The organism is Paenibacillus paludis, assembly GCF_042610515.1.
In the GTDB taxonomy this organism is placed as follows: domain Bacteria; phylum Bacillota; class Bacilli; order Paenibacillales; family Paenibacillaceae; genus Paenibacillus_AQ.
Genome location: NZ_JBGJZP010000010.1, coordinates 67,245 through 92,160, shown reverse-complemented (window position 1 = coordinate 92,160; position 24,916 = coordinate 67,245). Strand labels below are relative to the sequence as shown.

The 24,916-nt window shown below is 43.3% G+C and carries 21 protein-coding genes and 3 pseudogenes; 7 read left to right on the top strand and 17 right to left on the bottom strand.

Features of this window, described 5'->3' with window-relative positions:
- Positions 1 to 60 precede the first annotated feature (60 nt).
- Complete coding sequence (locus tag ACAN56_RS19945) at positions 61 to 1,338, top strand: helix-turn-helix domain-containing protein (protein WP_379145278.1); 1,278 nt, start codon at positions 61 to 63, stop codon at positions 1,336 to 1,338.
- Between the two features lie 67 nt (positions 1,339 to 1,405).
- Entirely contained in the window at positions 1,406 to 1,825 is a 420-nt protein-coding gene (locus ACAN56_RS19940) for a hypothetical protein (protein ID WP_197073668.1), read from the top strand.
- 186 nt (positions 1,826 to 2,011) lie between these two features.
- On the opposite strand, the gene ACAN56_RS19935 is transcribed toward ACAN56_RS19940, so the two are convergent.
- The 8 genes from ACAN56_RS19935 to ACAN56_RS19900 all read right to left on the bottom strand — a co-directional run bounded on the left by ACAN56_RS19935 (position 2,012) and on the right by ACAN56_RS19900 (position 10,331).
- Entirely contained in the window at positions 2,012 to 2,233 is a 222-nt protein-coding gene (locus tag ACAN56_RS19935) for a hypothetical protein (RefSeq protein WP_038587825.1), read from the bottom strand.
- A 668-nt stretch (positions 2,234 to 2,901) separates the two neighbouring features.
- Positions 2,902 to 4,092, bottom strand: a complete 1,191-nt coding sequence (locus tag ACAN56_RS19930) for a trans-sulfuration enzyme family protein (RefSeq protein WP_379145274.1) — start codon at positions 4,090 to 4,092, stop codon at positions 2,902 to 2,904.
- A gap of 133 nt (positions 4,093 to 4,225) precedes the next feature.
- Positions 4,226 to 5,062, bottom strand: a complete 837-nt coding sequence (locus ACAN56_RS19925; protein WP_038587822.1) for a carbohydrate ABC transporter permease — start codon at positions 5,060 to 5,062, stop codon at positions 4,226 to 4,228.
- Positions 5,062 to 5,946 (bottom strand): carbohydrate ABC transporter permease, encoded by an 885-nt coding sequence (locus tag ACAN56_RS19920; protein WP_052091911.1) that lies wholly within the window; start codon positions 5,944 to 5,946, stop codon positions 5,062 to 5,064. Before ACAN56_RS19920 ends, ACAN56_RS19925 begins: the two co-directional genes overlap by 1 nt.
- Before the next feature lie 96 nt (positions 5,947 to 6,042).
- Positions 6,043 to 7,392, bottom strand: a complete 1,350-nt coding sequence (locus ACAN56_RS19915; protein WP_038587819.1) for an ABC transporter substrate-binding protein — start codon at positions 7,390 to 7,392, stop codon at positions 6,043 to 6,045.
- A 181-nt stretch (positions 7,393 to 7,573) separates the two neighbouring features.
- Positions 7,574 to 8,521: a PHP domain-containing protein gene (locus ACAN56_RS19910; RefSeq protein WP_038587816.1), complete on the bottom strand. Its 948-nt coding sequence runs from the start codon at positions 8,519 to 8,521 to the stop codon at positions 7,574 to 7,576.
- A gap of 41 nt (positions 8,522 to 8,562) precedes the next feature.
- A complete protein-coding gene (locus tag ACAN56_RS19905) occupies positions 8,563 to 9,384 on the bottom strand; it encodes a metallophosphoesterase family protein (RefSeq protein WP_038587813.1) in 822 nt (273 codons plus the stop codon).
- A gap of 146 nt (positions 9,385 to 9,530) precedes the next feature.
- The gene (locus ACAN56_RS19900; RefSeq protein ID WP_038587809.1) at positions 9,531 to 10,331 is read right to left on the bottom strand and encodes an HAD-IIA family hydrolase; all 801 of its coding nucleotides are present in this window, start codon (positions 10,329 to 10,331) and stop codon (positions 9,531 to 9,533) included.
- Between the two features lie 603 nt (positions 10,332 to 10,934).
- On the opposite strand from ACAN56_RS19900, the gene ACAN56_RS19895 reads away from it, so the two are divergent.
- Entirely contained in the window at positions 10,935 to 11,786 is an 852-nt protein-coding gene (locus ACAN56_RS19895) for a MurR/RpiR family transcriptional regulator (RefSeq protein WP_038587806.1), read from the top strand.
- Between the two features lie 720 nt (positions 11,787 to 12,506).
- Positions 12,507 to 12,833 carry a hypothetical protein gene (locus tag ACAN56_RS19890; RefSeq protein WP_379145266.1) on the top strand — a complete coding sequence of 109 codons (327 nt, stop codon included), beginning with the start codon at positions 12,507 to 12,509 and terminating at the stop codon, positions 12,831 to 12,833.
- Between the two features lie 26 nt (positions 12,834 to 12,859).
- On the opposite strand, the gene ACAN56_RS19885 is transcribed toward ACAN56_RS19890, so the two are convergent.
- Positions 12,860 to 13,444, bottom strand: coding sequence for a recombinase family protein (locus tag ACAN56_RS19885; protein ID WP_379145263.1), 585 nt, complete (start codon positions 13,442 to 13,444; stop codon positions 12,860 to 12,862).
- 99 nt (positions 13,445 to 13,543) lie between these two features.
- On the opposite strand from ACAN56_RS19885, the pseudogene ACAN56_RS19880 reads away from it, so the two are divergent.
- Positions 13,544 to 13,774 (top strand): annotated as a pseudogene (locus tag ACAN56_RS19880) (transposase); the annotation flags it as partial.
- A 208-nt stretch (positions 13,775 to 13,982) separates the two neighbouring features.
- Here the strand turns inward: ACAN56_RS19880 and ACAN56_RS19875 are convergent.
- Positions 13,983 to 14,561: a hypothetical protein gene (locus ACAN56_RS19875; protein ID WP_379145259.1), complete on the bottom strand. Its 579-nt coding sequence runs from the start codon at positions 14,559 to 14,561 to the stop codon at positions 13,983 to 13,985.
- A gap of 1,692 nt (positions 14,562 to 16,253) precedes the next feature.
- Positions 16,254 to 16,625, bottom strand: coding sequence for a VOC family protein (locus ACAN56_RS19870; RefSeq protein WP_038587795.1), 372 nt, complete (start codon positions 16,623 to 16,625; stop codon positions 16,254 to 16,256).
- 489 nt (positions 16,626 to 17,114) lie between these two features.
- On the opposite strand from ACAN56_RS19870, the gene ACAN56_RS19865 reads away from it, so the two are divergent.
- On the top strand, positions 17,115 to 17,294 hold the full coding sequence (locus ACAN56_RS19865) for a hypothetical protein (RefSeq protein ID WP_379145257.1): 180 nt from the start codon (positions 17,115 to 17,117) through the stop codon (positions 17,292 to 17,294).
- 6 nt (positions 17,295 to 17,300) lie between these two features.
- Here the strand turns inward: ACAN56_RS19865 and ACAN56_RS19860 are convergent.
- Positions 17,301 to 17,945 (bottom strand): annotated as a pseudogene (locus ACAN56_RS19860) (IS630 family transposase).
- A gap of 571 nt (positions 17,946 to 18,516) precedes the next feature.
- Here ACAN56_RS19860 and ACAN56_RS19855 point away from each other — a divergent pair.
- Positions 18,517 to 18,996 carry a hypothetical protein gene (locus tag ACAN56_RS19855; RefSeq protein WP_379145255.1) on the top strand — a complete coding sequence of 160 codons (480 nt, stop codon included), beginning with the start codon at positions 18,517 to 18,519 and terminating at the stop codon, positions 18,994 to 18,996.
- Positions 18,997 to 19,064: 68 nt separating this feature from the next.
- Here ACAN56_RS19855 and ACAN56_RS19850 read toward each other — a convergent pair whose 3' ends face one another.
- The 5 genes and pseudogenes from ACAN56_RS19850 to ACAN56_RS19830 all read right to left on the bottom strand — a co-directional run bounded on the left by ACAN56_RS19850 (position 19,065) and on the right by ACAN56_RS19830 (position 24,877).
- Complete coding sequence (locus ACAN56_RS19850; protein ID WP_379145253.1) at positions 19,065 to 19,535, bottom strand: hypothetical protein; 471 nt, start codon at positions 19,533 to 19,535, stop codon at positions 19,065 to 19,067.
- 67 nt (positions 19,536 to 19,602) lie between these two features.
- Positions 19,603 to 20,160 carry a GNAT family N-acetyltransferase gene (locus tag ACAN56_RS19845; RefSeq protein ID WP_379145251.1) on the bottom strand — a complete coding sequence of 186 codons (558 nt, stop codon included), beginning with the start codon at positions 20,158 to 20,160 and terminating at the stop codon, positions 19,603 to 19,605.
- Positions 20,161 to 20,821: 661 nt separating this feature from the next.
- Positions 20,822 to 20,893: pseudogene (rpsI, locus tag ACAN56_RS19840) on the bottom strand (30S ribosomal protein S9); the annotation flags it as partial.
- A gap of 51 nt (positions 20,894 to 20,944) precedes the next feature.
- Entirely contained in the window at positions 20,945 to 23,770 is a 2,826-nt protein-coding gene (locus ACAN56_RS19835; RefSeq protein WP_379145248.1) for a glycoside hydrolase family 3 protein, read from the bottom strand.
- Positions 23,771 to 23,935: 165 nt separating this feature from the next.
- A complete protein-coding gene (locus ACAN56_RS19830; protein WP_379145246.1) occupies positions 23,936 to 24,877 on the bottom strand; it encodes a helix-turn-helix transcriptional regulator in 942 nt (313 codons plus the stop codon).
- Between the last annotated feature and the right edge of the window lie 39 nt (positions 24,878 to 24,916).

Below are 24,916 nucleotides of genomic sequence, written 5' to 3'. Positions count from 1 at the left end.
CTGCATTTATGGTATTACTATTGTATTATTGGTATTTTCATTGGATCGGGAGGTCGATGGATGAAGATGTTAGACTACCTGGAGGAAACAGAAGGATTACAATACATCTGCAAATTAATCTACGAAGCTTACCAGATTCCGGTCTGCTGGCTGGACAGTGCAGGCAACCTTCAACTGGCGCTCCCTCCTTCTATGGAAGAACGGCCGGCTGCGCCCACCCACGCCGGGATGTTGGCCGAAATTGCGGAGTTCGTCTCTGGACTTGAAAACAACCTTCCCCGAAACACCGGGGGGACTTCCTTTTTGCCGTATCTGCACACTACCGGTTTTCTGGAAAATTTCATTATGCTTAAGCTGCCTGCAGAGCTTGGGACTGGCGGAACGATAATACTCGGCCCTTCACTGGCCGCTTCAATGACCGAGACTACTGTAGCCAGCCTGATGAATGACCACAACCTCCCGCTTGGCCATGTGGAAGAGTGGCTTCAGTATTACCGCGGCCTGCCGGTGCTGAGCCGGACGAGATGGTACCATGCCGCCCTGCTGCTGTACTCACTGGTCAACGGACAAGCCCTTTCGGTCACGGAGCTGCTGCTTGCCTCTACTCATCATGAGCCTGTGCAGCATACGGAAAGCCGTTCGGATCTCGATCACTCCTACCGGCGTGAGAACACCTGGCTGCATCATGAGCCGATGCTCGAACGGGAGATGTTCCGCCATATCGTAATCGGAGACAAAGCAGGACTCCTGCGGTCCCAAGCCTCCTTCTCCGAGGAAAGCTTCGGGCGGCTCTCCAAGAAAAGCCAGCTGCGCAGCAAAAAAAATCTGGCCATCTCCTCCATCACACTGGCAACCCGGGCCGCGATCGACGGGGGCCTGTTCTGGGAAATCGCCTATACGCTGAGCGACTTCCACATTCAGCATATCGAAGAACTGAAGGATATTCCCGCCGTTGACAAAGCCCAGCTCGCGGCTCTGTGCGATTTCGCCGATCATGTGCGTGACAACCGCCGATCAAAGCTGTCACGCACTTCTGCACTATGCCAGAACTATATTTTCAACCACATGTACGAGGAGCTTACTTTGAGCAAATTGGCTGAGGTGGCCGGGCTGAATGCCAGCTATCTCTCTCAGCTGTTCAAGAAGGAGAATGGAATTTCTGTCAGCGATTATATCCAGCGGGAGCGGATTGAGGAGGCCAAGCGGCTGATCGAGCTGCCCGGGGTCACGTTGTCGGATATCGCCACCCGGCTTCATTTCAACGACCAGAGCTATTTCACGAAAGTCTTTAAGAAATATACCGGAGTAACACCCAGGCAGTTCCGGCATGACCGCTGAATTATCTACTAGATGTGTCATTCTCCTGTGCAATTAAGGTGCAGAGCTGCAATAATATGGTACAATCTTGGTAAGAAACCTTGAAGGAGCGATTACTTTGGGCATCGGCATTGTTTTTATTGGTGTGTTAGTGTTTATCGTCGTCCAGGCGGTTATCCGTGATAACGGCAGGAAACACGGCGGCAGCAACCGGCTGCGGAACCGAAATAATTCGGCTGACAATTATTTCTTCCCCGGCGCGGATCCAAATCTCTTTACGGGCGATAACGACAACAACAATCACACCCGCAATCACCATGACGGAAACAGCGGGAACGGCGGTCATCACGGTCATAGTCATGGCGGCAGCAGCTGGGACAGTCATCATGGCGGGCATGGCGGCTGGGATGGCGGCGGTCATAGTCACGGCGGAGGCTGGGATGGTGGCGGCCATAGCAGCGGTGGCGATTCCGGCGGTGGGGGCGGCGGTGGTGGTGGGGGCGATTAAGCTTGCCTCCAACTTATATAGTGTGCAAAGAGAACTCACAGGCGTTTTTGAACTGTGGGTTCTTTTTAAATACAGCCAATTTAGATCTCCTGCAGCAACAGGCCCCATGCTCTCTGAAATTCTTAAACAATGAATTCCGATTAGTTCAGTTACAGATAGGGTCAAAATTTGGTCGAAAAAGTTTGTTCAACCACCTAAACTCTTTGCACTCCATATTTCTAAAAAACGAACCTTATCGATTTCGGCAATCTGCGGAGTAAACAAGTAGCTCTTGGCAAAGGCATCATAGAGCGGTGACATGAGCTCGTCCACCAACAGAACAACTAAACCTTCAATGGCATCTTTGATCAGCTTTCCGGACATGAGGTCTTTGAACGATTGAATCATATCATCGACTTTATGAATCATGTCATCTACCCAATTGGGAATATACCAGCTCGTCTCCCGCTCCACAAGCGGTGAGGCTGTGGGTTTAAGATATAAGAAGCCAGTGTCAACGCGGATCACTAAGTTCAGGTTTGATACCTAAAAGTACAATATGCAATGATGCCCTACCTCCCTATCCAATTTTCTTACAATATGATCCTACACTCTTTAAGCACGTAAATCGTTCGAAGAACGTGCTAAAAAAGTATGTATTTCTTCAAATCCTCTATAAAGCACACGACTCAATCCTGGAATGCCTCATAAACAACAAAAGAGCTGCGCAAATGCAGCTCTTCTGAATTTATTATAATAAGGATCATGCAACTGGGGCTTACTCTAAAGGGTTTCGTATGCTAACCTTGGGCTGGTCGGACGGGCATACGTTTCTCCCTCTGGACTTCGCTCTCCTGAGTTCTGTGAAGGCAGGTCTAACCGGGATTAACTCAGAAATCGACAAGCGCTTCTGCGGCTATAAATGACGGAAAGAACCACCGCTTTCCGCCCCGCGCGATTTTTACGCGCAGTTGCTCATCCGCGTTGAGGAGGAGGTACCTTAGGTTTAGCGATGCTTTACCTTCTTTATATGCCAGGATTAGGATTGAGTCATTTAGCTACTCTCCTAGCAGTTTACTTGCCTAACGTAACTTGCTTTATAGGCTAGCTAATGCCTGATTAAAGTCTTCCATTAAATCATCGATATCCTCGAGCCCAACAGATAACCTAACGGTGTGCTCTAATCGTGTTTCATGCTCGGTGCGAGATTTCTGTTCGGGATTAATGGCTAGACCTGGGGAATAAATCAGGCTTTCAAAGCCTCCCCAGCTCACGCCGATTTGAAATAGTTTCAGATTGTTCATTAGCTTTGCTACAGCACAAGGACCGCCATGCATCTCAAAGCTGAACAAACCTGTATTCCCGCTAAACTGTCGTACCGCAAGCTCATGCTGCTCATGCTGCTCCAGCAAAGGAAGATTAACTCTGCTGACTTGAGGGTGCTGGCTAAGCATAAGCGCAATTTGCTTCGCGGACTCAGCATGCTGCTTCATACGTAATCCGAATGTCTTCAGTCCACGAGTAACCAGCCACGCCTCCAACGGTGCTAGTGTAGCCCCAAGCAATACAATTTCATTGTTCGCTATCGCGTCGATCCGCTCTTGCGATGCAATTACTACTCCAGCAGTCACATCACTGTGACCTGACAAATATTTGGAAGCGGAATGGATCACGATGTCAATGCCCCATTCAATGGGGCGCATAGTTGCTGGTGTTGCACAAGTGTTATCCATTACGGTTAGTAATTGATGTTCCTTGGCGATTTGTACGACAGCCGGAATATCGAACACATCCATGTAAAAGGTTGAAAACCCTTCACAATACAGTATTTTCGTATTCGGCTTAATCGCTGCTTGTACCTGGTCTAATTGTCTGAAATCCACGAAATCAGCAGTAATACCAAACTTAGGCAAGTAACTTTGAAGCAGCTGATGTGTGCCACCGTATATCGGATAGCTGCAGACCACATGGTCGCCTTGGCTCAAGCAGTGAAGCAACGTAGAGGAGATCGCTGCCATTCCCGAAGTGAATAGCTTGGCCGCCTCTCCCTTTTCCAACGCCGCTAGCTTCTTCTCTGCTATCTGCTGAGTAGGATTAGAAATCCTTGAATAATAATAAGTCTCTTCCAGCCATTGCGACTTTTGGAATGCCTCATACGAATCAAATGTAAATAGTGTATTAATAAATACGGGTGGAACAACCGCTCCTAGAAACGTTTCATCCCCATAATGGGCAAGAATGGTCTGCATACCTGCGTCCTTGGTTTCCTTCCCTAATAACTTGCTCATCTGACCTCTCCACCCTCTACCTCTATCTATTCAAACTTATCGAGTGTTCTCCTTTAACGGCTCCATCTGTCAATCCATCTACAACAAAACGCTGTATTCTACTTAATGGACAGACTATCTCTTCATAGGGTTTCTACCCTTTTACAGCCCCATCCGTCAGTCCGTTAACAACAAATCGCTGCATAAAGGCAAACATAATCAACGATGGAACGGTTGCTGCTATGCCTCCAGCCGTCATGACACCCCAATCAATATCATAGTTGTGTATAAACATGTTCAATCCTACTGGAATTGTTTTTAAACTGTCGCTGCTAATAAGCATAACAGCTCCAAGCAGATCGTTCCACGCTCCAATAAAGGCAAATATGAAGGTTGCAATTACACCAGGTACCATTAGAGGCAGAATGATTTTGAACAGTGACTGCATTTTGTTGCAACCGTCAATCAATGCAGCTTCTTCAAGATCCATCGGAATTCGATCGAAGAAGCTCCGCATCAGGATCAAGCTAAACGGAATCGTTCCCACTGTGTAGAAAAGGATGAGTCCACCCATTGTGTTTGTTAACCCAAGCTTGGAATACATAATAATCGTCGGTACCAAAACAAGTACTCCGGGAATCAATTGTGTTAACAGCAACCCATAAATGACAAGATTATGCCCTCTGAATTTGAACCTTGCCATCGCATAACCACCAAGTACAGCCAGAGAGGTGCCAAAGAATCCGGTAGCTAATGAAAGAATAATACTGTTCTTAAAAAATACAGCAAAATTAGAGGTTTCGAAAAGATAGATGTAATTGTCAAATGTAATGTGTTTAGGCCAATACTGAATATCTGTTGTAAGGATATCTAATTTGGGTTTTAACGATGTGATGAATAGCCAATAGAATGGCGCTAATACCATCAGCAGATAACCCGACAAAACAACAAAACGGACTATAACAATAGGCGTACGTTGTTTTTTGTACATTATAAGTTACCTGCCTTTTCAAATTTAGTGAGACGAAGGAAAACAAAAGCAAATAGGAGTAATAACACCATAAAGAATAGACCAATAGCCGCCGCTTGGCCGTAGTCTAGCGATGCAAAAGCCTTCATGAACATATAGGAAGCTAAGGTGTTAGATGAATTTGCAGGTCCGCCAGTCGTCATAATATAGATCAATTCGGCAGATGAAAACACCCAAATGGTCCTTAGCAGCAATGTAATCAGAATAGTTTGCTTGATATAACTAAAGGTAACATTCCAAAACCTAGAAATTATGCCCGCTCCATCCATTTCCGCCGCTTCGTAAATCTCATGCGGAATAGATTGCATCGCTGCAAGCAGCATGATTGCAAAGAAAGGAATCCCCGTCCAGGCCATGGCAATAATAACCGAGTATAGCGCCATTTTAGGATCGGACAGGAAATAAATTTTATCGTGAATTATCCCAAGCTTCAACAGAATATCATTAACAGGCCCGTACTCTGTATTAAAAAACCAGCGGAATGTCAAGCCGATGACAAAGGAGGACACTGCCCATGGCAGGAAAACGACAGCCTGATAAACATTACGCAAAGGAAATGGGCGACTCAATGCCAAAGCGAGAATTAAACCGAGTACAAATTGCGCCCCTACCGTTAAAACTACCCAGATTAAAGTGTTTTTCATGATTAACGGAAAGTTATTATCCGTAAGAACAGCTTTAAAGTTTGCAAGCCCGTTAAAACCAATATCATTAGGAGCGGTCAGCTTATAGCTTTGGAAGGCATACAAGATAGAACTCAATAAGGGATACGCCAGAAAAATAAATAAAAGAAAAAAACTAGGAAAGAGCAGTATATACGGTTCATTCTTACGAATAAATTTCAATTGAAGAAACCCCCAGTCACTTCTGAATTTCAAAAAGACATATCAGAGGTCAGTGAACCAACCCCTGATAGTGTAGGAATCATATGCATCGTATCCTTACTCGCCTTTATAATTTGCTGCATGTGGAACTGGAATGTCAGGGTGGTCTTTCATAAATTTCTGTTGTGCCTTCGTTAAGAAGTCTCCCAAATGCTTCAACGTATCTTCTGCTGATTGTGTACCCAATAAATATTTTTGTACTTCTGCATCCATAAAGCTTTCTCTGAATTCACCAAGCTCAGGGAATTTGCCATAATCAGCAGGAGGTATCAGCTTCGGATCATTCAACATATCGATAAAGCCTTTCATTGGACCTTGGCCTAGTTCAGGATCTTTAAGAGAATCTTGCATGATTGGGATCATGGTCATTACTTTACTATATTTATTATTGTTTTCCGGTTTGGATATGAACTCAATAAATTTCCAAGCTGCTTCTTTATTCTTAGAGTTTTTGGAAATACTGTAGCCCCATGAAGCTCCTGCTCCGGCATATGTGTTGCCGTCTACTGCATGAGGATTAGGAATAACTGTCCAAGTACCATCCTTCATGGAATCTTTTGCCGTAGCTACTACTTCAGTAGTTTGAGCTAGTATTCCGGTTACGCCAGATGTGAAACCCTGCACCATTTCTTGGTATCCCCAGTTTATGGAGTCCTTTGGAGCCCAGCCTTTTTTATAGATATCGGTGTATCTCTTGAATGCAGTCAATGCTTCGGGTCTTAAAAGAACCGATGTGCCGTCTGCTTCATAGCTTTCGCCTTTTGTAACAGAGAAAATGTAAGCTAAGATTTGGTCAAACCCTGCACGAGCTCCACGATATGAAAAACCATAACGATTTTTGGCTGGATCTGTCAATTTCTCGGCAACATTAAACAATTCATCCCATGTTTTAGGCATTTCCAGATTAGCCTCTTTCATCCAGTCTGTTCTTATGAACAATGCTCCGCCCATAAAAGCATCCGGAATGAGATAAACATCTTTGAATGGTTCACGCTGCTGTTGCTCGATTGTAACGTTTTTTGCGAACGCTGTAAGATTATCCTTATTATCCCATTCATCATATTGGGTCGAAATCGGCTCCAGATATCCTGCTGGAACAAAAGTAGTTAACCAAGCTGGGTAAACGTTGACTACATCGGGCAATGTTTTGCTTTGACCTTGTGTTGTCAGCTTTGCAAACGCTTGATCCCAAGGCACTGTTTCCAATTTCACTTTGATATTCGTATTTTCTTTTTCGAAATCAGCAATGATTTCATTAAAGAATTTCTCTCTCTCAGGCGATGGAGCAACGTCAGTAAAGCTGATTTCAATCTTCTTGCCTGAACCTCCACTGCCGCCGCTGCTGCAAGCGGTTGTAACTAGTAATGCCGTGCTAATAGCTAGTAAACCAATCATCCTTTTATTCATCGAAATACCCCTCTCGATGCAATTTTGTATAATTCCATTTCCAATTACAAGGTGCTGCGTTTATGCATAATTCCACATTCCGGAAACTAAGATGAGATGAAGGACCTTCAACCTATCGTATCCGTCTGTTAAACAATAATTATCTTTTAAGCTAACGAATCCATACTCTAAAAGAATGCCCTCACTCTTCGGGGACAATCCAAAATGGCTGGGACCACGCACTCTTGTTACCATGCCCCAAGCACTCGATACGTACATAGAATGCTTCACTCAGTTCTTTATTGTGTAATCTGGGATTCTCACGCAATTCCTTCATGGTCAAAGTGGAAGAACCTCCATTTACTTTTTTCAATACAACCCCATTTCGACTAATCCAATGAACTTCATCAGCATCGGATTCTATTGAAATACACTGATTGTTATCTTTTGATTCAATTTTTGAAATGGATACTCCCGTTGATGCATAAAAGCGTCCCTCTGAAAGTGCGGCGACAATTCCTTCTGGATCAATGGCTTGCGAATCTGGCCACTGCACACAGTTCCAAGCTATAAATTGATCTACCCGCTCATGCTGGTCATCCGTTGCATGTCCATAAACCTTCCATCCCTTACTCAACAGATAGTCCCAGCGATCAGTCGCTAAAGCCTGTCCGAAAAGTCTTTCGATAACTCCAGTATAGATTTCTATACCTTTAATGCCTTCCATCGAATCGAGCATTTGATCTGTAGCATATTCATGAAAGGGCTTGAAGTTGGGATGATTGAAAATGCAAAGTCCTCCGGCCTGATGCACACTATCCATAATTTCGCTGGGAGTTAGTGAATACGCAGGGAGTACTCTGTCAGCTCCAAGATATTGAAGAGTTTGTAAGTCTTTAGCCGCGACCTCTACGGCCGGGATCACACACATCTTAGTATAGGGCTGTAGTTCTTCTCGTCTGAGTAAAAGATCATGTTCGGAAAGGGCAAAGTAATCGTATCCAGCTTCCTCATAAGCACGCACAATTGTTAAAGGTTCATCGGTGCCATCTGACCTCGTCGAGTGTCCATGATGATTGCCGCGAAGCCATTTGAAGCTGATGTCTGACCCTAAGTAGGACGATATAAATTTATGTTGTTTTATTTCCAATATTTCCACTTCCTCTCTCAATCAGTTTGGTCATCCATGAATTAAATGCCCCATAAACGAAGTTCCAAGTCGATGGGCCGGACCGGCGGCTGGATTTGGTCAGGGATATAAAGTAGTTCCTCGCCCAGCATTTGTCCGTATTGCGTAAGCATGTCGTCGTTCAAGAAACGGGTTTCGATAAATACATCGCTGTCATGTACTGTAATGATCCGATAAGATGGTTTTATTAGGCAAGCGGCGGTCTGAATATACACCCATGGGCTGCTGTGGTGTGTAGAGTGAATATGATTGTGACCGTTGCAATACAACCCGATTCCCTGCTTACTCGCGAGAATGCGTGTTAGCCGGTCATTCCTGATGGACAGATGCTCCATCTCGGAAAAAGTGGTGGTTCCAAACAACGGGTGATGGGCAAACAATATAACCGGCTTGCTCTCGCTGCTCAATATCAATTCCTGCAGCCAGTCGAGTTGTTCGTCCGAGATCGCTCCCGAAGAGTCATCAGGACACCGTTCCCGCACTGTATCGATAAACGCCACAATGGCATCCTCCGTCGACACATGAAAATACAGGGGACGCCGCATTACCGAAGGTATCATCTCCTTAGGGATCGTCAGAGCATCATGATTTCCTATCGCTTGGTAGAAGTGAATATGTCTCTCACTCGCAATTTGGTAGATCCGGCCGAATTCCGCAGGAGAGCCAGAGTGCGTTAAGTCACCGACTGAAACATGCATATCGGCCGGGACCTGAAATACATTATCGAGATAACGTTTGAGGAAATCTTCCTGATACTCCTTCAACGAAGGATCAGCGAACGATTGCGAATAATGCAGGTCCCCCATCACTACGATCTTCAACATGGCTTTCCCCCTGTGCTGGCTTTGATATCGTCATTTTTAAAGGTAAAAATGCCGCGAATTCAGGCACACAATCTTTTCGTAAAAACGTTCCTAAGACCCTATCGCCTCTTAGCATGATTACTCCCAGGGGAATTATTCTGGTAGTATCAGATCTGACTGCGCAACTTTCTGTAGAAACCGTCAATTGTGGGAACCTTATAAGTGGGAACTGGGCTTGCTCGTGGACGACTTCTATGGTAAGAAATCCAAAGCGTGTCAATTCCCGCATTCTTGCCCCCCTTAATGTCGGTGTAAATATTGTCGCCAACCATTAGGCACGCGTCCCGGCTCGTTCCGTAAAGCTCAAGCGCTTTTTGAAACGGATATGACTCGGGTTTTCCAATGGAAATAACACTTGGCCGGTCCAACATGGAAAGCACCGACGCCAGCAGTGCCCCCGTCTCTGGCACTCGTTCCCCGAATGCACCTGGGTGGTACACATCGGAATTGGTAATAACCAGTTTTGCACCCCTCTGCACTTGGTTGACGCTTCTACTCAATTTCTCATAATTAAATTGGACATCCCGGCCTAATACTATAAATTCGGATTTGCTGTGATCGTCCAGGCGGACGACTCGATGTCCAAATCCCCTTAGGCTTGCCTCCAAGGATTCCGATCCGCACACAGATACAGTTACCTTGCCGTACTTCTCTAACAAATATTTTCCGGTTAAATCGGTAGCTACCATAGCCTGCATTCCCAAAACAGGAAATCCCATGCCCGACATTTTGGCAAGTACCTCCTCCGATGTCTCGGTAGAATTATTGCTCAGAAAAATGATCTTTTTGTTCTTGTCCGCAAGGTATGAGATAAGTGCGATTGACCCTGGGTATGGTTCATTTCCCGCGTACAAACATCCATCCAGGTCAAAAATATAAGTTTCATAATGCCCAAGCTCACATGTCATCCCTATTTTCTCCCGATTTTGGCCTATGGAGTATAATTCTTTCAATAATTATTTCCAGTGAATTTCACTTCTTTTAAGCTTTTTTAATTCTATCTTTCATTTGTAAACTACAAATACATCTCAGGAAAATGTGATGTAAATATACGTCCAGGTAATGGAGAGATGAATCGATGTCCTCCGCTAAAGGTCATGATCCGAAACTTACTGCCTTCCATCGTTCGCTTCTTCAAACTAATAGGTTTGAATGGATTACCGATCTGAAGTTTAATCTTGCAAAAGCTGTATCGTAATCTCCTTCTCCAATCCCGCATACAAACTTTGCAAAATAAAATAAGTATCGTATTTTAATAAATGTGGATTCGATTCATGGATCATACCTCCTGACTGTTCGCCTTCATAAAGGAAAAATATTCTTTATAAATTCAGTTATTGCAGAATATTATTCCTTGACGATCATGCATTGTTATCGTAACCGTTAAATGTTAACTGAGGATTATTGTGATGTTTAAATATTGTAAATTTGAACGGGGTTTACTTGAATTGATTGGAGTGAGATAATATAAAATCATAGATGTTGATTAATTAAAAGTATGGAGAGCGTTCATGGACATTGAGAAGGATTACCTAGTCATTATTAAAAATTTTTTACCCTCTATGCATCAAGGAGAAAAAAAAATTGCGGAATACATTCTGAGTCACCCCGCTGATGTCATTAATATGACAATTGCTCAATTGGCTATTCTTCTGTCAGTCGCAGATTCAAGTATTGTCCGATTCTGCCGATTAATTGGTTTGAACGGATTTACTGACCTAAAAATTAATTTAGCTAAGAACATTTCCAAATCATCATACCTCATACCAGAAGAGATCAGTCTTCATGATGACGATTACTCGATTGCTTTGAAGGTATTCAGTTCAAGCATTCAAACCTTACAGAATACAATAAATACATTGGATAAAGAGGAATTCCATCGAACGGTTCAACTTTTATTAGAGGCTAAGCGAATAGAAATTTACGGCATTGGAACATCCGCCACACTCGCCCAAGACACTTATTATCGCTTTATGCGTATCGGTCTTCCGGCTTATGCAGCCACCGATCCTCATATCAGTCGCATATCTGCAAGCATGCTAGATGATGAATGCGTGGTACTTGGTATTTCACATACCGGCCGCACAAAAGATACAATTGAAGCATTACAAATTGCAAAAGGAAAAGGCGCAAAAATTATTGGCATTACAAGTTTTTATAAATCTCCCCTTCTGGATCTCTCAGATAGAAGATTGGTCATCTCATCTATTGAAGCAGACTTTCTAAAAGAAGCTGTGTCCTCTAGAATTGCACATCTGGGATTAATTGATAGCTTGTGTACTTGCCTTATCATTAGAAGGTACAAACAGACAGAGCCGCTACTTGACAGTATGACTTATATTCTAAATCAGTTGCGTTATTAGTTTTATCTGGAAAGCTACATATCAACGGCTAATACCCACCCTGCCTATTTTGCGAACAAATGATATGAAGCTGGAAGGGATTAAGTTGTAGCGGTAGCTATATCTTCTTTTTTTTGGCGGTCATGCATGCTTAGTTCGCGTCATTTGTTCAATAACTATTAACTTATGGCATATCACCGAACCACCACCTTTTGAGTCTAATTTAATCTAATTATGATAGTTTCCTAACAATAAGGATATTCCTACCATCTGGTCCTAAGCACTGAGTCGGTAATGTTTCTGTAACTATCCTGCCCTATTAGCAGAACGAGGGGGTAACCTTGGACTCACAAATTTTATATCACAGTATTCCTTTGATAGGGTTTTAGCTTGGGGATTGACAGTTACACCAGCAGGAATTGCTGCTTTTGGACCGCAAGTCACAGTCTCAGCAACGAATGGTACTGTTACTACAGCGTCTGGGCTCACACATTTTTTTAATGAAGCAAATATTCACGCCCCTCAATGAGCCCTCTAACTATTTATTTCACGGGAGTATATCGACTTACCGTACCAATTTTTGGGGAAATTCATACCTAGAATCAGGTGATATTGTAGGTGTTAATTTTAAGATTGATAGCTCACGCGCGGGAGGGATAGTGTCAGTTTCATGCTTGGTTCCATAAGATAAAAACAAAAATAAATTTTAGACCTTTTTCATTGAGTAAGGGAGGTATTGCCGTGGGCGAGGGACAAAACACAGATGAATACTCTTCTCACTTCATCAAAGATGAAAATCAAAAAACACACAAAAAAGATATACGCTGGTTCAGAGAAATGATAAATTTTGATACTTTACGAGAAGCAGAAGAATGGGTTTATAATGGCGATGCTTTTAATAAAATAGGGACTGAATTTGAAGGCTATACTACTGGCGACCCTAAATTAGCATATGCATTACTTTATAACCTAGTAAGAGAAAACACACTAAACCAACGCTTTCACAATATATATGCTGATAAAGAGTATAGAGATGGACAAACCTTATACATGGTTTGGGTAAGTTGATTTTTAACATTTTTTCGCAAAGGAGGCTATATTATACTTTCATTGAGTAGCTTCTTCATGCCACCCCTTCTCATGGCTTCCGTTGCAGTAAACTCACCAGATTTCCATGCCTCATATACTTCAATGAATGTGTTATCAATTTCACGTTTGGGTCGGCCAAAAGTAACCCCTTCCGTCCGGGCTACTTCAATACCCTCTGCCTGCCTCAAACGATTTTTCTTACGTTCCTGTTCAGCCACATATGCCAGCAGGCTAAGAAATTGATCCTCCACCACTTTTCCAAAATCCCCCATTTTCTTAAACTTCCGGGAATCGAATAGCGTTTCATTATCCAGACACACAATGTCCGCACAAATCTCGCGTGTGATATGCTTCCACTCGGTAATGATACCGTCATAGTCCCGGCCTAACCGATCCAGCGCATCCAAATAAACCAGATCTCCTTCCCGCAGCATAAGCCGCATCGCCTGATAGCGTGGACGGTCAAAATCTTTGCCACTCTGCTTATCGACAAAAACAAATCGCTCCTCGATCCCTAACTCCCGGAATTTCAGAAGCTGCCGCTCTACATTTTGCTCCTTCGTTGAAACTCTTCCGTAAGCAATCTTCAATGGAGCCCCTCCTAATAGAAAAAACGTCTCAGATGATCCCTTGAATCATTGAGACGTTCCATAATTAATTTTATGGCTTTTTGAAACGAACTAATGCCCAGTCAGGCTCGGGAGATTCTACGAAGTGAAGAAGGTTACGCCCTGGCCGTACGCCGAATGACGGAACCGGAAAGTGTATTTGGACAATTGAAGAACAATCGGGGCTTTCGGCGCTTTCTGCTTCGCGGCATGGAAAAAGTGACACTAGAGGTCGGTTGGCTTTCGCTTGCCCACAATCTGCTAAAGCAAGCCACTAATGACCAAAAACGCAAAGCAGCGATCCTCCAATAACGGGAGAATCGCTGCTTTGCTTACTTTTTGTGGTTTTAAGAATGAAGTGAACTGTCTCCCTTCATAGAGAATCTACTTTTGGGACAGCCCTTTCTATACCTGATTTATGAGGTTCTAGGCCGCAATTGCGTCCATTTAGTAGGATTGGTTACAGGGGCAGCTCCGCGCTGTACTCTTGGACTAACCTCTATCCAAGGTTGGTCATATCCTAAGTTAGCATGGAACTGTACATTTGCTTTACTTGATATATCAAAATCGGTTGGAGTTCCTGAAGAATTTTATTTACTACTTCTGTATAATTATCTAGTTCTCCAACTTTGGCAGCGCTCGTAACAAAATTACGCAGTAACGGATCATTCATGTTTTCACTTTTGCTTAAAGAAGCTAACACTTCTTTAAAATTAGGATCGCTTAATCTACGCATAGCTGTAATTGAAGCAGCTCTTACTTCAACAGGTTCACTAGAGTCATCATAAATTGCTTTCAAGTTAATTGACTTCTCGGCAGCAATTTCAGCACTCAATTTAGCGTCTTGTTGTGGTTCTAATTGTAATAAAGCGTATCTCCGAAGATTTTCATCTTCACTTTTATCTTCTATCACAGTTTTAATTTTATCAAAACCGCCTTTATCTATTCCATTGCCATTAGCTAGTATATCTATAGTCAATGCTCTTAATTTTGGATCGTACTCTTTTTCTGTCACTACATCTGAAACTTCAGCAGGAACGATGGTTGATATTAAAAGGATAGAAGTACCAATTGTTACAACTGGCTTGTTAAGTTTCATCACTTGACCTTCTTTCGCTTTTATTCGAGATAACTCATATAATTCAAGAAGTAGGTGTATATTTAATTGAGTATAGCTAGTCAGACGATTGGATGTTATTTCAAATGTAAAAATTGGAGGTGTGGTTAATGAAACTAATTCGTTCTTTAATGAAATCATTTCGATTTTGGTTAGTTTTAATTTCATTTGTTGCTATTGTTGTAAATGTTTCAGGAAATGACGACTATAACATACTGTTGGCCATAACTAGTCCGTTGGTCTGGATATACGAATCATCTCATTTTGTACGAAAAGCAGACATTCCAATAACGGGAGTTTATCTCACCACATTAGCTTTCTGGTATCTTGTTGGTTTCATTTTAGATCGACTGTTAAAAAAATTAAGGAACAACAAATCCTAAATAAGATTTATTTCCAAAACCCGTTCATATACCATCTCCTTTTTAAAAAAATAGTAATATAATCCTGTACTCTTTCAATATGCAGACAAATTTTTCTAATATATAGCAAACAATGCAACAATATAGATTTTATCATTTTATTACCATTAGAAACAATCTTCCGACATGTGAAGGGGCTTTCCCAAAAGTTGTCATAGACGATGACCTGAGGGACGCCCCTATTTTTATTCAGATTAAACAAAAGGAAACCATCCTTTGGTAAAATGGAGTGTCGAGCAACCATTCAAAATGGAATAAAAGCGCCTGCGGCAAATGTGCAGGACCTCACGCTCATTTCGCTTTCTTCAGCAGTCTTAGCCAGTTTCTTTTTACTTTTGCTGGTGGACTGTTTAAGGCAGCGTATAGCTCGACTCATAGCTTGCCGGCAGAATGAACAGACTGCGGCTCGTACTAAGCTGGGTGTCTCGATTCCTGCGGCCTCTAGAGCAGCAGAAAAGGCTTTTGGATCAAAATCACCACTGGAAATAAACTGCTCACGAATATCCTCAAGCACCCAGTCTTGCGGAGAAACAACGTGACCGTCTTCTACTCCTTTGGGCTACAATTGCCCGACAACTTCCACGTCATCAATCATCCACCCCATGGTGTCTATGTAGACAACCACCGTACGGATAATCATCGTTTGGCCACTTTATTGAATTTGGTCGTTACCTTCAGCTCGTTATAAAATTCCACTTTGGATTGGGAATCCGTATGCTTTTAAAGTATCAGTCTCAAAACATTACCAAGCCAGCTAACTATGGCACCAGGCTTGCGCATCGATCTGCAGCCTGCTACAGCCATGCGCTGAAGGAAGCCAGGCTACAGGGCGTCCACCTGGGCCAACTTACTTGGTCAAGTGTTCCGGGGAGCGCATCCTGACTTGCAGCCGCCCACTGTTGGCGCACTTCTGGATGCCGGCCAGCAGCGATACCCGGCCGTCGCATCGTTCTGCAGCGACTTCGTTGAAAAACTAAAAAAAGCCCGAGAAAGATTTCTCGCGCTTTTATTAAAATATACTTGTGTTACTTCTAATTGTTTTTTTAGAATTTCTCGCCATAATCCCGTATGAATTTCACCGCTACCCATGGACACTTTGGTTCTAAGCAGGGGGAAATTCGATTCCAAGGATTATAAACAGATGTTTCGATAAACTGTGTGTGAAGAATTGTAGACGCAAACTGCACACTAGCGAATTCCAAAAGAGCTGGTTTTGAGGGCTCCAGTATAAAAACCACATGTTGACTTATCTTCATTTTGATTTACTTCTAAAACATATGATGTTACCGTCAGGGTCTCGAAAATGTACTGACCTTGCTCCCCAAGGATAGGTTGTAGGCACAGTTACAAATTCAACATCAAATGCCTTCAATCGTTCATATTCATTGTCAATATCATCAACATTAAAACTTAGTGTAATATTGCCTGATCCCCAATATCTTGAAAAATCAAATTTCATATCTGATTCTGCAGCTTGTTTCGAATAGATCGCCAATCCAGGACCTTTCGTATGAATTACCGAATGGATATGATCTCCTACGGCTTTTTCATGTAAAACGACTTCATAGAACCTAGTTAATGTTGTGACATCCTCTGTAATTAGACATACATCTGAAAACAGCATAATTCTTATCTCCTTTAGAAAAATTTTAGGATCAGACTCACAAATAACCACTTGATATTGAAGAATTCGCGAAACAGATGAATATTCCTTTTGCATGACTCAACTATACTATCTGTTAGATTAATGAGCGAGCACCAGTCCTATACTTTATTTTTACAGAAATGGTTCCGAAAGATGTTGCACAGTACGAAGATACATACCATAAGGGCAAGGCCCTTATAAGGGGCGACCAGAGCTTGGCAACCATCCACCTCAAACGGCGAATAGAGCGATTTTACGATGATTCTGAAGGTGAGACAGTGTTTGCTTTATACGAAGATGTAGACGGATATGTTCACTACCAGTCAGTAGGATTTGATGCTGACAGGCAGCTTGTGCTATCCCGGCTATTTTATAGGATGTTTACTCGGTCTGACTTACAGGCTGAGAAGTAAAAAGTAGTAGACGCATATTGCTCATTAAAAAGGGGGGCTCAATGAGGGGCTCAATATGGATATAAAAAAGCAGCGAAGATATTACGTGAATCGTCAAGCAGATGGCTCAATAGATATTATGGATATTTTCCATTCTTTAACGACAAATCAACTTGAATTTTGTGTCTCTTATTTAGAGAAACAGCCTTTATTCGAAGATAATAAACTTAATAAAGAACTATATAGATTGAACTGAAAATCTTTACGCCCGAACCAGTAGCCGATCAATCAATTCAAGAGGGCTCTCATTGACCCGTTTCATGAAAGCTGCGACATGAGTACGGATGACGTAATACTTATGAAAAAAGACATTGTTTACTACATCGTGTTTTAGCCATTTCCACAATCCTTCAACAGGATTAAGTTCAGGGCTATACTTGGGTAGAAAAACAAGCTGAAGTCTCGGATTCTCTCGCAGAAACGGCTGAATCGCATCTGCATGATGAGTGTGGGCGTTGTCTAACACCATGACGAGTTTTCCTTAGGGATAGGTCTGTAAAATATCTATTAAAAATCGTCCAAAGGCCGCTGCATCAAACTTTTCTTCTTCTCGGTGGATCACATGACCCGTCTCGTAGTCGATGGCAGCAAACAGTTTGGCTCCTTTATGCTCGCCATGAGTCGGGATTTTGCGTTGTTGTCCTTTCGGAAACCAGTTGTTCTGCAAAGCCAAATAGGCCCTTATCATGGATTCATCTTCAAATAAAAGATGGTCAATTTCTCCCTGGTTCAGTTTCTCCTTCAGCTCAGGTAAAGTGACCTCGCGGAATTGTTTTTGTTCCTCTTTGTTGGCTCGTACCAGCGTATAGGTGGCTTTTGTGTAGCTAAAACCAAGCCGATTCAGCATTTTAGAGATTCCTTTTAGGGTATATTTCTCGCCGAACTCGCGAAGGATCCATTGCACGAATGATTCTTAACGTCCAAGTGTATTTCGCTTCGAATCCAACATCCACCGGTCTTTGCTTGGCAATGGTTTCCTTGTTCAAGTTATATAGGGTGAAATTTCTTGATTTGTTTGCAGTAACTTTAATACAATGCCAAATACTAAACTATACATTTAGATTTTGGAATTTAATAACCAAGTTTTTTGGGAATAAAACCATCATTACTGTTCACCATACTTCGGCTACTCTTCGTAAGTGAATTCATCTGTGTCCATGTAGACTACATATTAAAAGGCTTATTGGAACATAATAATACATAGAGGAGAATTGGAGATTTAATGCGTAAGGAAATTAATATTATCGTAAACTGATGTTCACATGCACTTTAAAAGGTATTATAATAAAATTAGGAAAATCACACATTTTATAGTGGGATCTTTTCCTTTACGGACCTTATCGATTCGTTCAACATTTTAGTGAATATAATGTTTTAAAGTAGGAAATAATTGTTGGTATAGAAAGGGTGGGGATAATATGTTTAAAAAAATAGGCTTAATAGCCTTTGCAGTGACTATTATTTCAGGAGTGGTATTAATATCGAATTCAAAAGCAGACACCTATCCAGAAATGGAAACCGTAAATAAGACAGTTAAAAATCCTGTTAACACTAATTTTTCAACAAATAACGTGAAATCTGTAGAATCCGTAGAATCAGTAAAAAACGTAGAATCCGTAGAATCAAAAATCGCAAAAGGGTATTATAGTCAATTCTATACACCTCATGGCATGTTCGTGCGAGCAGATGAACAAAGTATCTTTAAGGAATCGGAGATAGCAAGAAATATAGATGAAATCGGGCCTAATACGAATCAACTAATTTTTGAAGGCGAGTTTTTTTTAAAAGTAGATGAAGCAGAATTTTCTAAAAATTATCCCAATTCGTTGCTCTTAGGTAAAACCTTAAATGATGAAAACCCGACTGATACTGATGTTCCATCAAGTTCATCAAAATAGTAATTTCACTTCATAAAGAAGGAGCCATTGTTTTCGACAATGGCTCCTTCTTGGCCTTCTTGTTTTACTTAATCATTGATTGATCCATATACACTAGCATTTGTAACTCCAATATTTTTTATTTCCAAAGCATAAGTACCCGCTTGAACATTGTCAAAAGTTATTGTTTTAGTAGCACTTGAATAGTTACCAGCAAGTGGTATGCTATTTTTTTCAGCAGCTCTCAAAGTATACTCAACAGATGCAGTCCCGCTACCATAAGTAGGGTACTGAGCAAGCTGTACCGTCACATTTCCGTAAGAGTAATGATTGAACCATGCTGTAGTTGTAAAGTCATTAACTGAAAGAGGTCCAAAGGAATAGTTTGTCAATAAAGAGAATGGTGTCACGATTGGGTCCATATTTTCTTCTGTATAATTTGTGGTAACAACTACCGAACTAACTGCATACGTGCTAGTTTCTACTACCGGTTCAGCAGCATAAGTGCTTGGAACAATAAAGGTTAGTAAAGAAGCAGATGCTAGCAGAGACAATGCCATTTTTTAAGTTTCATTACAAAATTCCTCCCATTAGATAGATTTAGTTGCCAACTATAAACCAATATATTCATTTTATGTAATAATCGCTATAAGGAAAGGTGCTGTTCTCTAATTTATCAAAACTATTATTCTCCAAGGCTAAAACTCTTTCTCCATCGTCTTTGGTTGCTTTAATGATGATATTATTAATATCTAAGTCTACATAAAAATTATCGGAAACCATTCTTAAAATTTCAGATAAAACTATTTTATTTTCAAGGGATGAAATGATGTCTATTCTTAATATACCAGTCTGACAAGCACCATCCCAAAATCTTGTTGTATTAGGAACAGGTGCTATTTCGATAGTGCCTACTATCTTATTTATCTGCTTATGATTAATACTCCATCTTATATAAAATCTATCGTTATATTCTTGCACCCATCCCTTAATACCTTTTATTACAGCATCAATGTTGTGTGTATCCCATACACCGCCACAATTATCATTATTCATACGGCTTTTTGTAATCGGGTCAGAATAGCACTCAAATAAGTCTATTGCGTCTTCCTCTTTAACTTTTGTGAATATTAAGTTAATGGTTTCATAAACTGGACACTTATCAAATGGATTAATATTACTCATTATTGGATACCCCCATATTTGTATATATAATTCTCATATGATTATATAGCATCTCGAGTTTAAAAAAGGCCAGTTTGTACGATGATAATTCCAAAAGCCGAAGACATAGTGATTAAGTGTTTTTAGAGAGATCTTTTCAACTTATTCATTCCTACCAAACAAAATTAACATAAAAACCAAATTCAGTTTAACACAAAATGATTAAGTATTGCGCAGTCCGAAGATACAGCGAAGGAGTGAGCTAATGGCGATGCCGAAGTGCTATGGTTGTGAAAACCTTAGAGAAGGCGAAGCCTTAACTTACCGTGTAGCCAAGAAAATCATAGGAGTGGTAAAAGCTAAGTACTGTGAAACGGGTGGGTGCGTTATTGCGGCAAACGAATTAAGAACAAGTCCGCAATGGTGCCACTTACGTACTAAGTAAATTAAATAGTACGAGAAAACTTACTGTGGAAAGAGCTTAAGCGCTTTTGTGACAATGACGGATGGGAATTTTTCAAGGAAACAGATCATTATTTTTATCGGAAAGTATTGCCGGATGGCCGGCCGTTTCCCGATCGACAGCCACCAAACCGATATCAGGGTGAAACATTCTCAGGACAAAATTAAAGCCCCTGACCATGAAGGCCAAGGGCTGAAATTCATTGATATACAAGGGATATTAACGTTTCGAGAACTGTGGAGCGCGACGTGCTGCTTTGAGGCCGTATTTCTTACGTTCAGAAACACAGGGTCTTTGCATCCTCGATATGAGAATACCCTATTACGCGTTAGTTAGCTGGAGCTACACGGAAAAATGGAAGCGGTTGAGCAGCGTCTCGCCTTTAAAGACCAGATACACATCGTTTCCACCAGCTTCAATTTCAGCTTGAACAGACAATGTCTGCCACTGTTGCAGGCTTTCGCCCGCCGGAACCTCAAGGGTCGCCGCCAGTTGTCCTGCCGGGCCTTCTGTTCTGATCTCAATGCTGCCGCCGGTCACGGAGGATACGAGCGCGTGGAACGTTGCGGTGCCTTGACCGAACTCCACATCTTTGAAGGCGATCCATGCTCCTTCACCTGTCGGATGGACAGAAGCGCCGCCCGCCTTGCATTCATCCAGATATACCGCTTCGTAGTCGTCGTAGTTCTCGGCTTTGACCGTCGCATAGAGATTGCGGGCCGGAATCGTTTCGCCATGCACTTTGATCTGGGCGGTCAATTGAATATCACTTGAAGAGCGACCGATCATTACGGCATATTCGCCGTTTTCAACACAGTATTGTTCACGCGTTACATCCCAGAAAGCCAGCTCGGCAACCGGCAACGTGAATTCCACCGTTTGCGTTTGTCCTGCGGCAAGCCGGATCTTTTGGAACCCCTTCAGCTGCTTCAGTGGACGTGTGACTCGGGAAGACAAGGACTGCACGTATAATTGAACGACCTCGTCGCCATCCACGGCACCGGTATTCTCAAGCTGAACGGACAGGCTGATCGTTCCGTTCTGCTCCAGTTCCCCGGCAGCCAGCGACAGGCTGTTATAAGATACCTGTGCGTAGCTCAGACCGTGGCCGAACGGATACAGCGGCTCACCGTCGAAGTACATGTACGTTCTTTTGCCTTTAATAATGTCGTAATCCATCAGCGGAGGAAGCTGATCCACCGACCGGTACCAAGTCATATTCAGCTTACCGGACGGGCTGTAGTCGCCGAACAGAACATCGGCTACCGCGTTGCCCAGCTCTTGCCCGCTGTGGGAAGTATAGAGGACCGCCGGGATATGCTCATCAATCCATGTGGAGGTGATCGGATAACTTCCGACAATAACCACCACTGTATTAGGGTTGGCTTCATACACAGCCTTAACCAGATTCTCCTGCTCTTCCGGCAGGACGATATCCGGTCTGTCGATCTCTTCCTTGCCGTTCAGGAGCGGATGATTGCCGACGAATACAACGGCTACTTCTGCGGCCTTCGCCGCTTCAACCGCAGCCTCAACTCCGTTTACAACGATATTTTTGCGGAATGTATTGTCCAGCGCCACGGTATCCTGATCGGCTACACGGAGGGTTCCGTCTTCGGCATGGATTGAGATCGGCTTGTCATTCCAGGTCCGCAGGCTGACTGTACCTTCGGCTTCCGGTACAATATTCAGTGCTTCCTTCACATACCAGCCATAGATTTCATCAGCGGAAGCCGTCAGTGTATGGGCGTCGCTAAGGGTGACATACTGTCCCCGGCTTGTAGCTTCAAGAGTGTTGCTCGTCCAGCCCCAGGCCGTATGGCGGAACAATTCTCCGCGCTCCTTAGTCTCATGTTGCACTGCCAGTCTGCCGTCCTCGCCAGTGATTCCTACGGCTTGGCCTGTTGCCGCCGAAGTCAGGATGATCCGGTCATCGCCGCTTTCGAACGATACCTGTTTGCCTGCAAGCTTCTTGGTCACTCCCTGCAGAGGTGTGACAGCATAAGGCTGGGTGCCGGAATACCAGTCTCTGAAAGCTTCGTCCCCGAGCGGACCGATGACCGCAACTTTGGACAACTCTTTCGGGTTCAGCGGAAGCGTGCTGTTCTCATTCTTCAGGAGTACAATAGACTGCTTCGCAGCTTCCAGCGACAACTCGCCATGCTCCTTGCTGAGAATGACGGAATCGTCGATTGCCGCATACGGATTGCCTTCTTCAGGATCGAACTCACCCAGAAGGAAACGGACACGGAATGTATTGAACAGCGCACGGTCCAGATCTTCCTCGGCAAGCAGCCCTTCAGCCAGTGCTTCATGAATAACCTTGATCGTCTCTGCTGTTTCTTCTGTCACGCTGTCGATCCCGTTTTTGATCGATTCAGCCATCGACTGGGCGAATGACTCATAATATTTATGATCCTTCACAATACCGAACAAATCCCCGGCATCGCTTACAATAAAGCCGTCCATTTCCCATTCGCCTTTGACAATATCCATCACCGCAGGATGCAGGATGACCGGTACCCCATTAAGCGAGTTGTAGGCGGTCATCATGGACTTGGCGCCGCCTTCCTTGAAGGCAGGCTTAAAGGCTTCCAGATAATATTCACGCATATTTCTCGGATCAATGCTCGACGAGTCAACGCCGCGGTTGATCTCATTATTGTTGCCGAGAAAATGCTTCAGTGTTGCTACCGCTTTCAAATACTTGGGATGATCGCCTTGGATTCCCTGCACCAGTGAAGTACTGAGGCGTCCGGTTAATTCCGGATCTTCGCCGTATGCCTCTTCCGTGCGGCCCCAGCGCGGATCACGTTCCATATCCACCGTAGGTGCCCATAGTGTCAAGCCGTTAACGGTCGGATTCTTCTTGTAGAACGCTCTCGCCTCGTCACCGATGGCTGAGCCAATCTTTTTCAAGAGTTCCGGATTCCAGGTGCAGGCCAATCCGCTGACCTGAGGAAAAGCAGTTGCCTTGCCCAGCCACGAAATCCCGTGAGCCCCTTCCGTACCATGTTTATAGGCTCCTACGCCCAAGCGCTCTACAGCGGCTTGATATTGCGGCATCAGGTTTACCTTTTCATCCAGAGTCAATCTGGAGATCAGATCTTGCACGCGTTCATTTACAGGTAAATCCGTCTGCTGATATGGGTATGTAGCTGTTTCCATTAGTAGTTCACTCCTTCAATCTTTGTGATAACGGTTTCATCGTAGCTCATGGATAGCCGATTAAGGCGCTTCCACAGGACTCTCCTTCACCATCATAAAAGATTACCGTGAGCAGCAACACCTTAACAATTATAATAAAAATCAGTTCATAATTAGAGATTCTAATCATGAACTGAGAAAACGCCGGGCATCAGGGGAGATGCCTGACAGATTACCATCCGGGTGATGGATAACAAACCTGCTGTCCTGGTAGTTCAGCTCTGCCGAAGCCGGCCGGCTGCGGATTTCCTTGGGAGAAAGGCCGAACCTGGCTTTGAATACCTTGTGAAAATAGGAATACGTCCCGAAGCCGCAGCTCCCGGCAATATTCTCCAGACTTAAGTCGGTGAAGCGGATCCGCTCCAGGGCGTTGGACAGGCGAATCTCCTGTGTATACTGGATAATGGTATAACCCGTCAGCTCTTTAAAAAGATGTACGGCTCTGGATACACTCAGTCCGGCAAACCTGGCAACTTCCTCCACTCTTAGCGGATTCAGCGCATTTTTGTTAATATAGCGTCTCATCCGCAAAACCAGTTCATTCGAGCGTCCCTGCGGGTTATGCCCCGAGACAGCTTCACCCGACAAACGGTCAAAAGATAGGCATAGCGCACACAATAAATGCCGGATCAGCTCAGGGTTACCTTGTGCGATACGGTGCTGCTCGATGCTGAGCTGCTGCCATAACGAGAGCATGCCTTCATCCAGATGAACTCTCTGCTGAGTCAGCCGGGGCTGGGATTCCCACCATTCTTCGATCCAAGAACCTTCACACAGTAAATAATAGTCGCCGCTTTCGATTTTTCCGTCAATTGCATCCACCGCTAAATGATAAGGCTCTCCAGGACGATAGATTAATAAGTCGCCTGGCTGGACAAGACTCATTTTGCCGTCTACAAGCGCCCGGCAGTTGCCCACCACCTGCAGCCGGAACAGGAAAAACGGTGGCGGCGTAAAGGAAGATTTAAACGGAAGTGTATGAAAAGAATAGGCGCAGGCATGCAGCCTCAGGTCCATATCGTTCACCGCCTCAGCCAAATAGTAGAGCTTTTCAATCAGATAAAACATTCAATAATCGCAAGCCATTATCTATACTATAACCAAATC

Coding starts and splice junctions, on each gene's coding strand:
- ACAN56_RS19900 (WP_038587809.1), bottom strand. CDS start 10,331: ATGACATGTGAGCTTGGGCATTATGAAACTTATATTTTTGACCTGGAT.
- ACAN56_RS19895 (WP_038587806.1), top strand. CDS start 10,935: ATGGACATTGAGAAGGATTACCTAGTCATTATTAAAAATTTTTTACCC.
- ACAN56_RS19875 (WP_379145259.1), bottom strand. CDS start 14,561: ATGAAACTTAACAAGCCAGTTGTAACAATTGGTACTTCTATCCTTTTA.
- ACAN56_RS19905 (WP_038587813.1), bottom strand. CDS start 9,384: ATGTTGAAGATCGTAGTGATGGGGGACCTGCATTATTCGCAATCGTTC.
- ACAN56_RS19830 (WP_379145246.1), bottom strand. CDS start 24,877: ATGTTTTATCTGATTGAAAAGCTCTACTATTTGGCTGAGGCGGTGAAC.
- ACAN56_RS19945 (WP_379145278.1), top strand. CDS start 61: ATGAAGATGTTAGACTACCTGGAGGAAACAGAAGGATTACAATACATC.
- ACAN56_RS19850 (WP_379145253.1), bottom strand. CDS start 19,535: ATGGCATTGTCTCTGCTAGCATCTGCTTCTTTACTAACCTTTATTGTT.
- ACAN56_RS19870 (WP_038587795.1), bottom strand. CDS start 16,625: ATGCTGTTTTCAGATGTATGTCTAATTACAGAGGATGTCACAACATTA.
- ACAN56_RS19855 (WP_379145255.1), top strand. CDS start 18,517: ATGTTTAAAAAAATAGGCTTAATAGCCTTTGCAGTGACTATTATTTCA.
- ACAN56_RS19925 (WP_038587822.1), bottom strand. CDS start 5,062: ATGTACAAAAAACAACGTACGCCTATTGTTATAGTCCGTTTTGTTGTT.
- ACAN56_RS19930 (WP_379145274.1), bottom strand. CDS start 4,092: ATGAGCAAGTTATTAGGGAAGGAAACCAAGGACGCAGGTATGCAGACC.
- ACAN56_RS19915 (WP_038587819.1), bottom strand. CDS start 7,392: ATGAATAAAAGGATGATTGGTTTACTAGCTATTAGCACGGCATTACTA.
- ACAN56_RS19865 (WP_379145257.1), top strand. CDS start 17,115: ATGGATATAAAAAAGCAGCGAAGATATTACGTGAATCGTCAAGCAGAT.
- ACAN56_RS19845 (WP_379145251.1), bottom strand. CDS start 20,160: ATGAGTAATATTAATCCATTTGATAAGTGTCCAGTTTATGAAACCATT.
- ACAN56_RS19835 (WP_379145248.1), bottom strand. CDS start 23,770: ATGGAAACAGCTACATACCCATATCAGCAGACGGATTTACCTGTAAAT.
- ACAN56_RS19935 (WP_038587825.1), bottom strand. CDS start 2,233: ATGATTCATAAAGTCGATGATATGATTCAATCGTTCAAAGACCTCATG.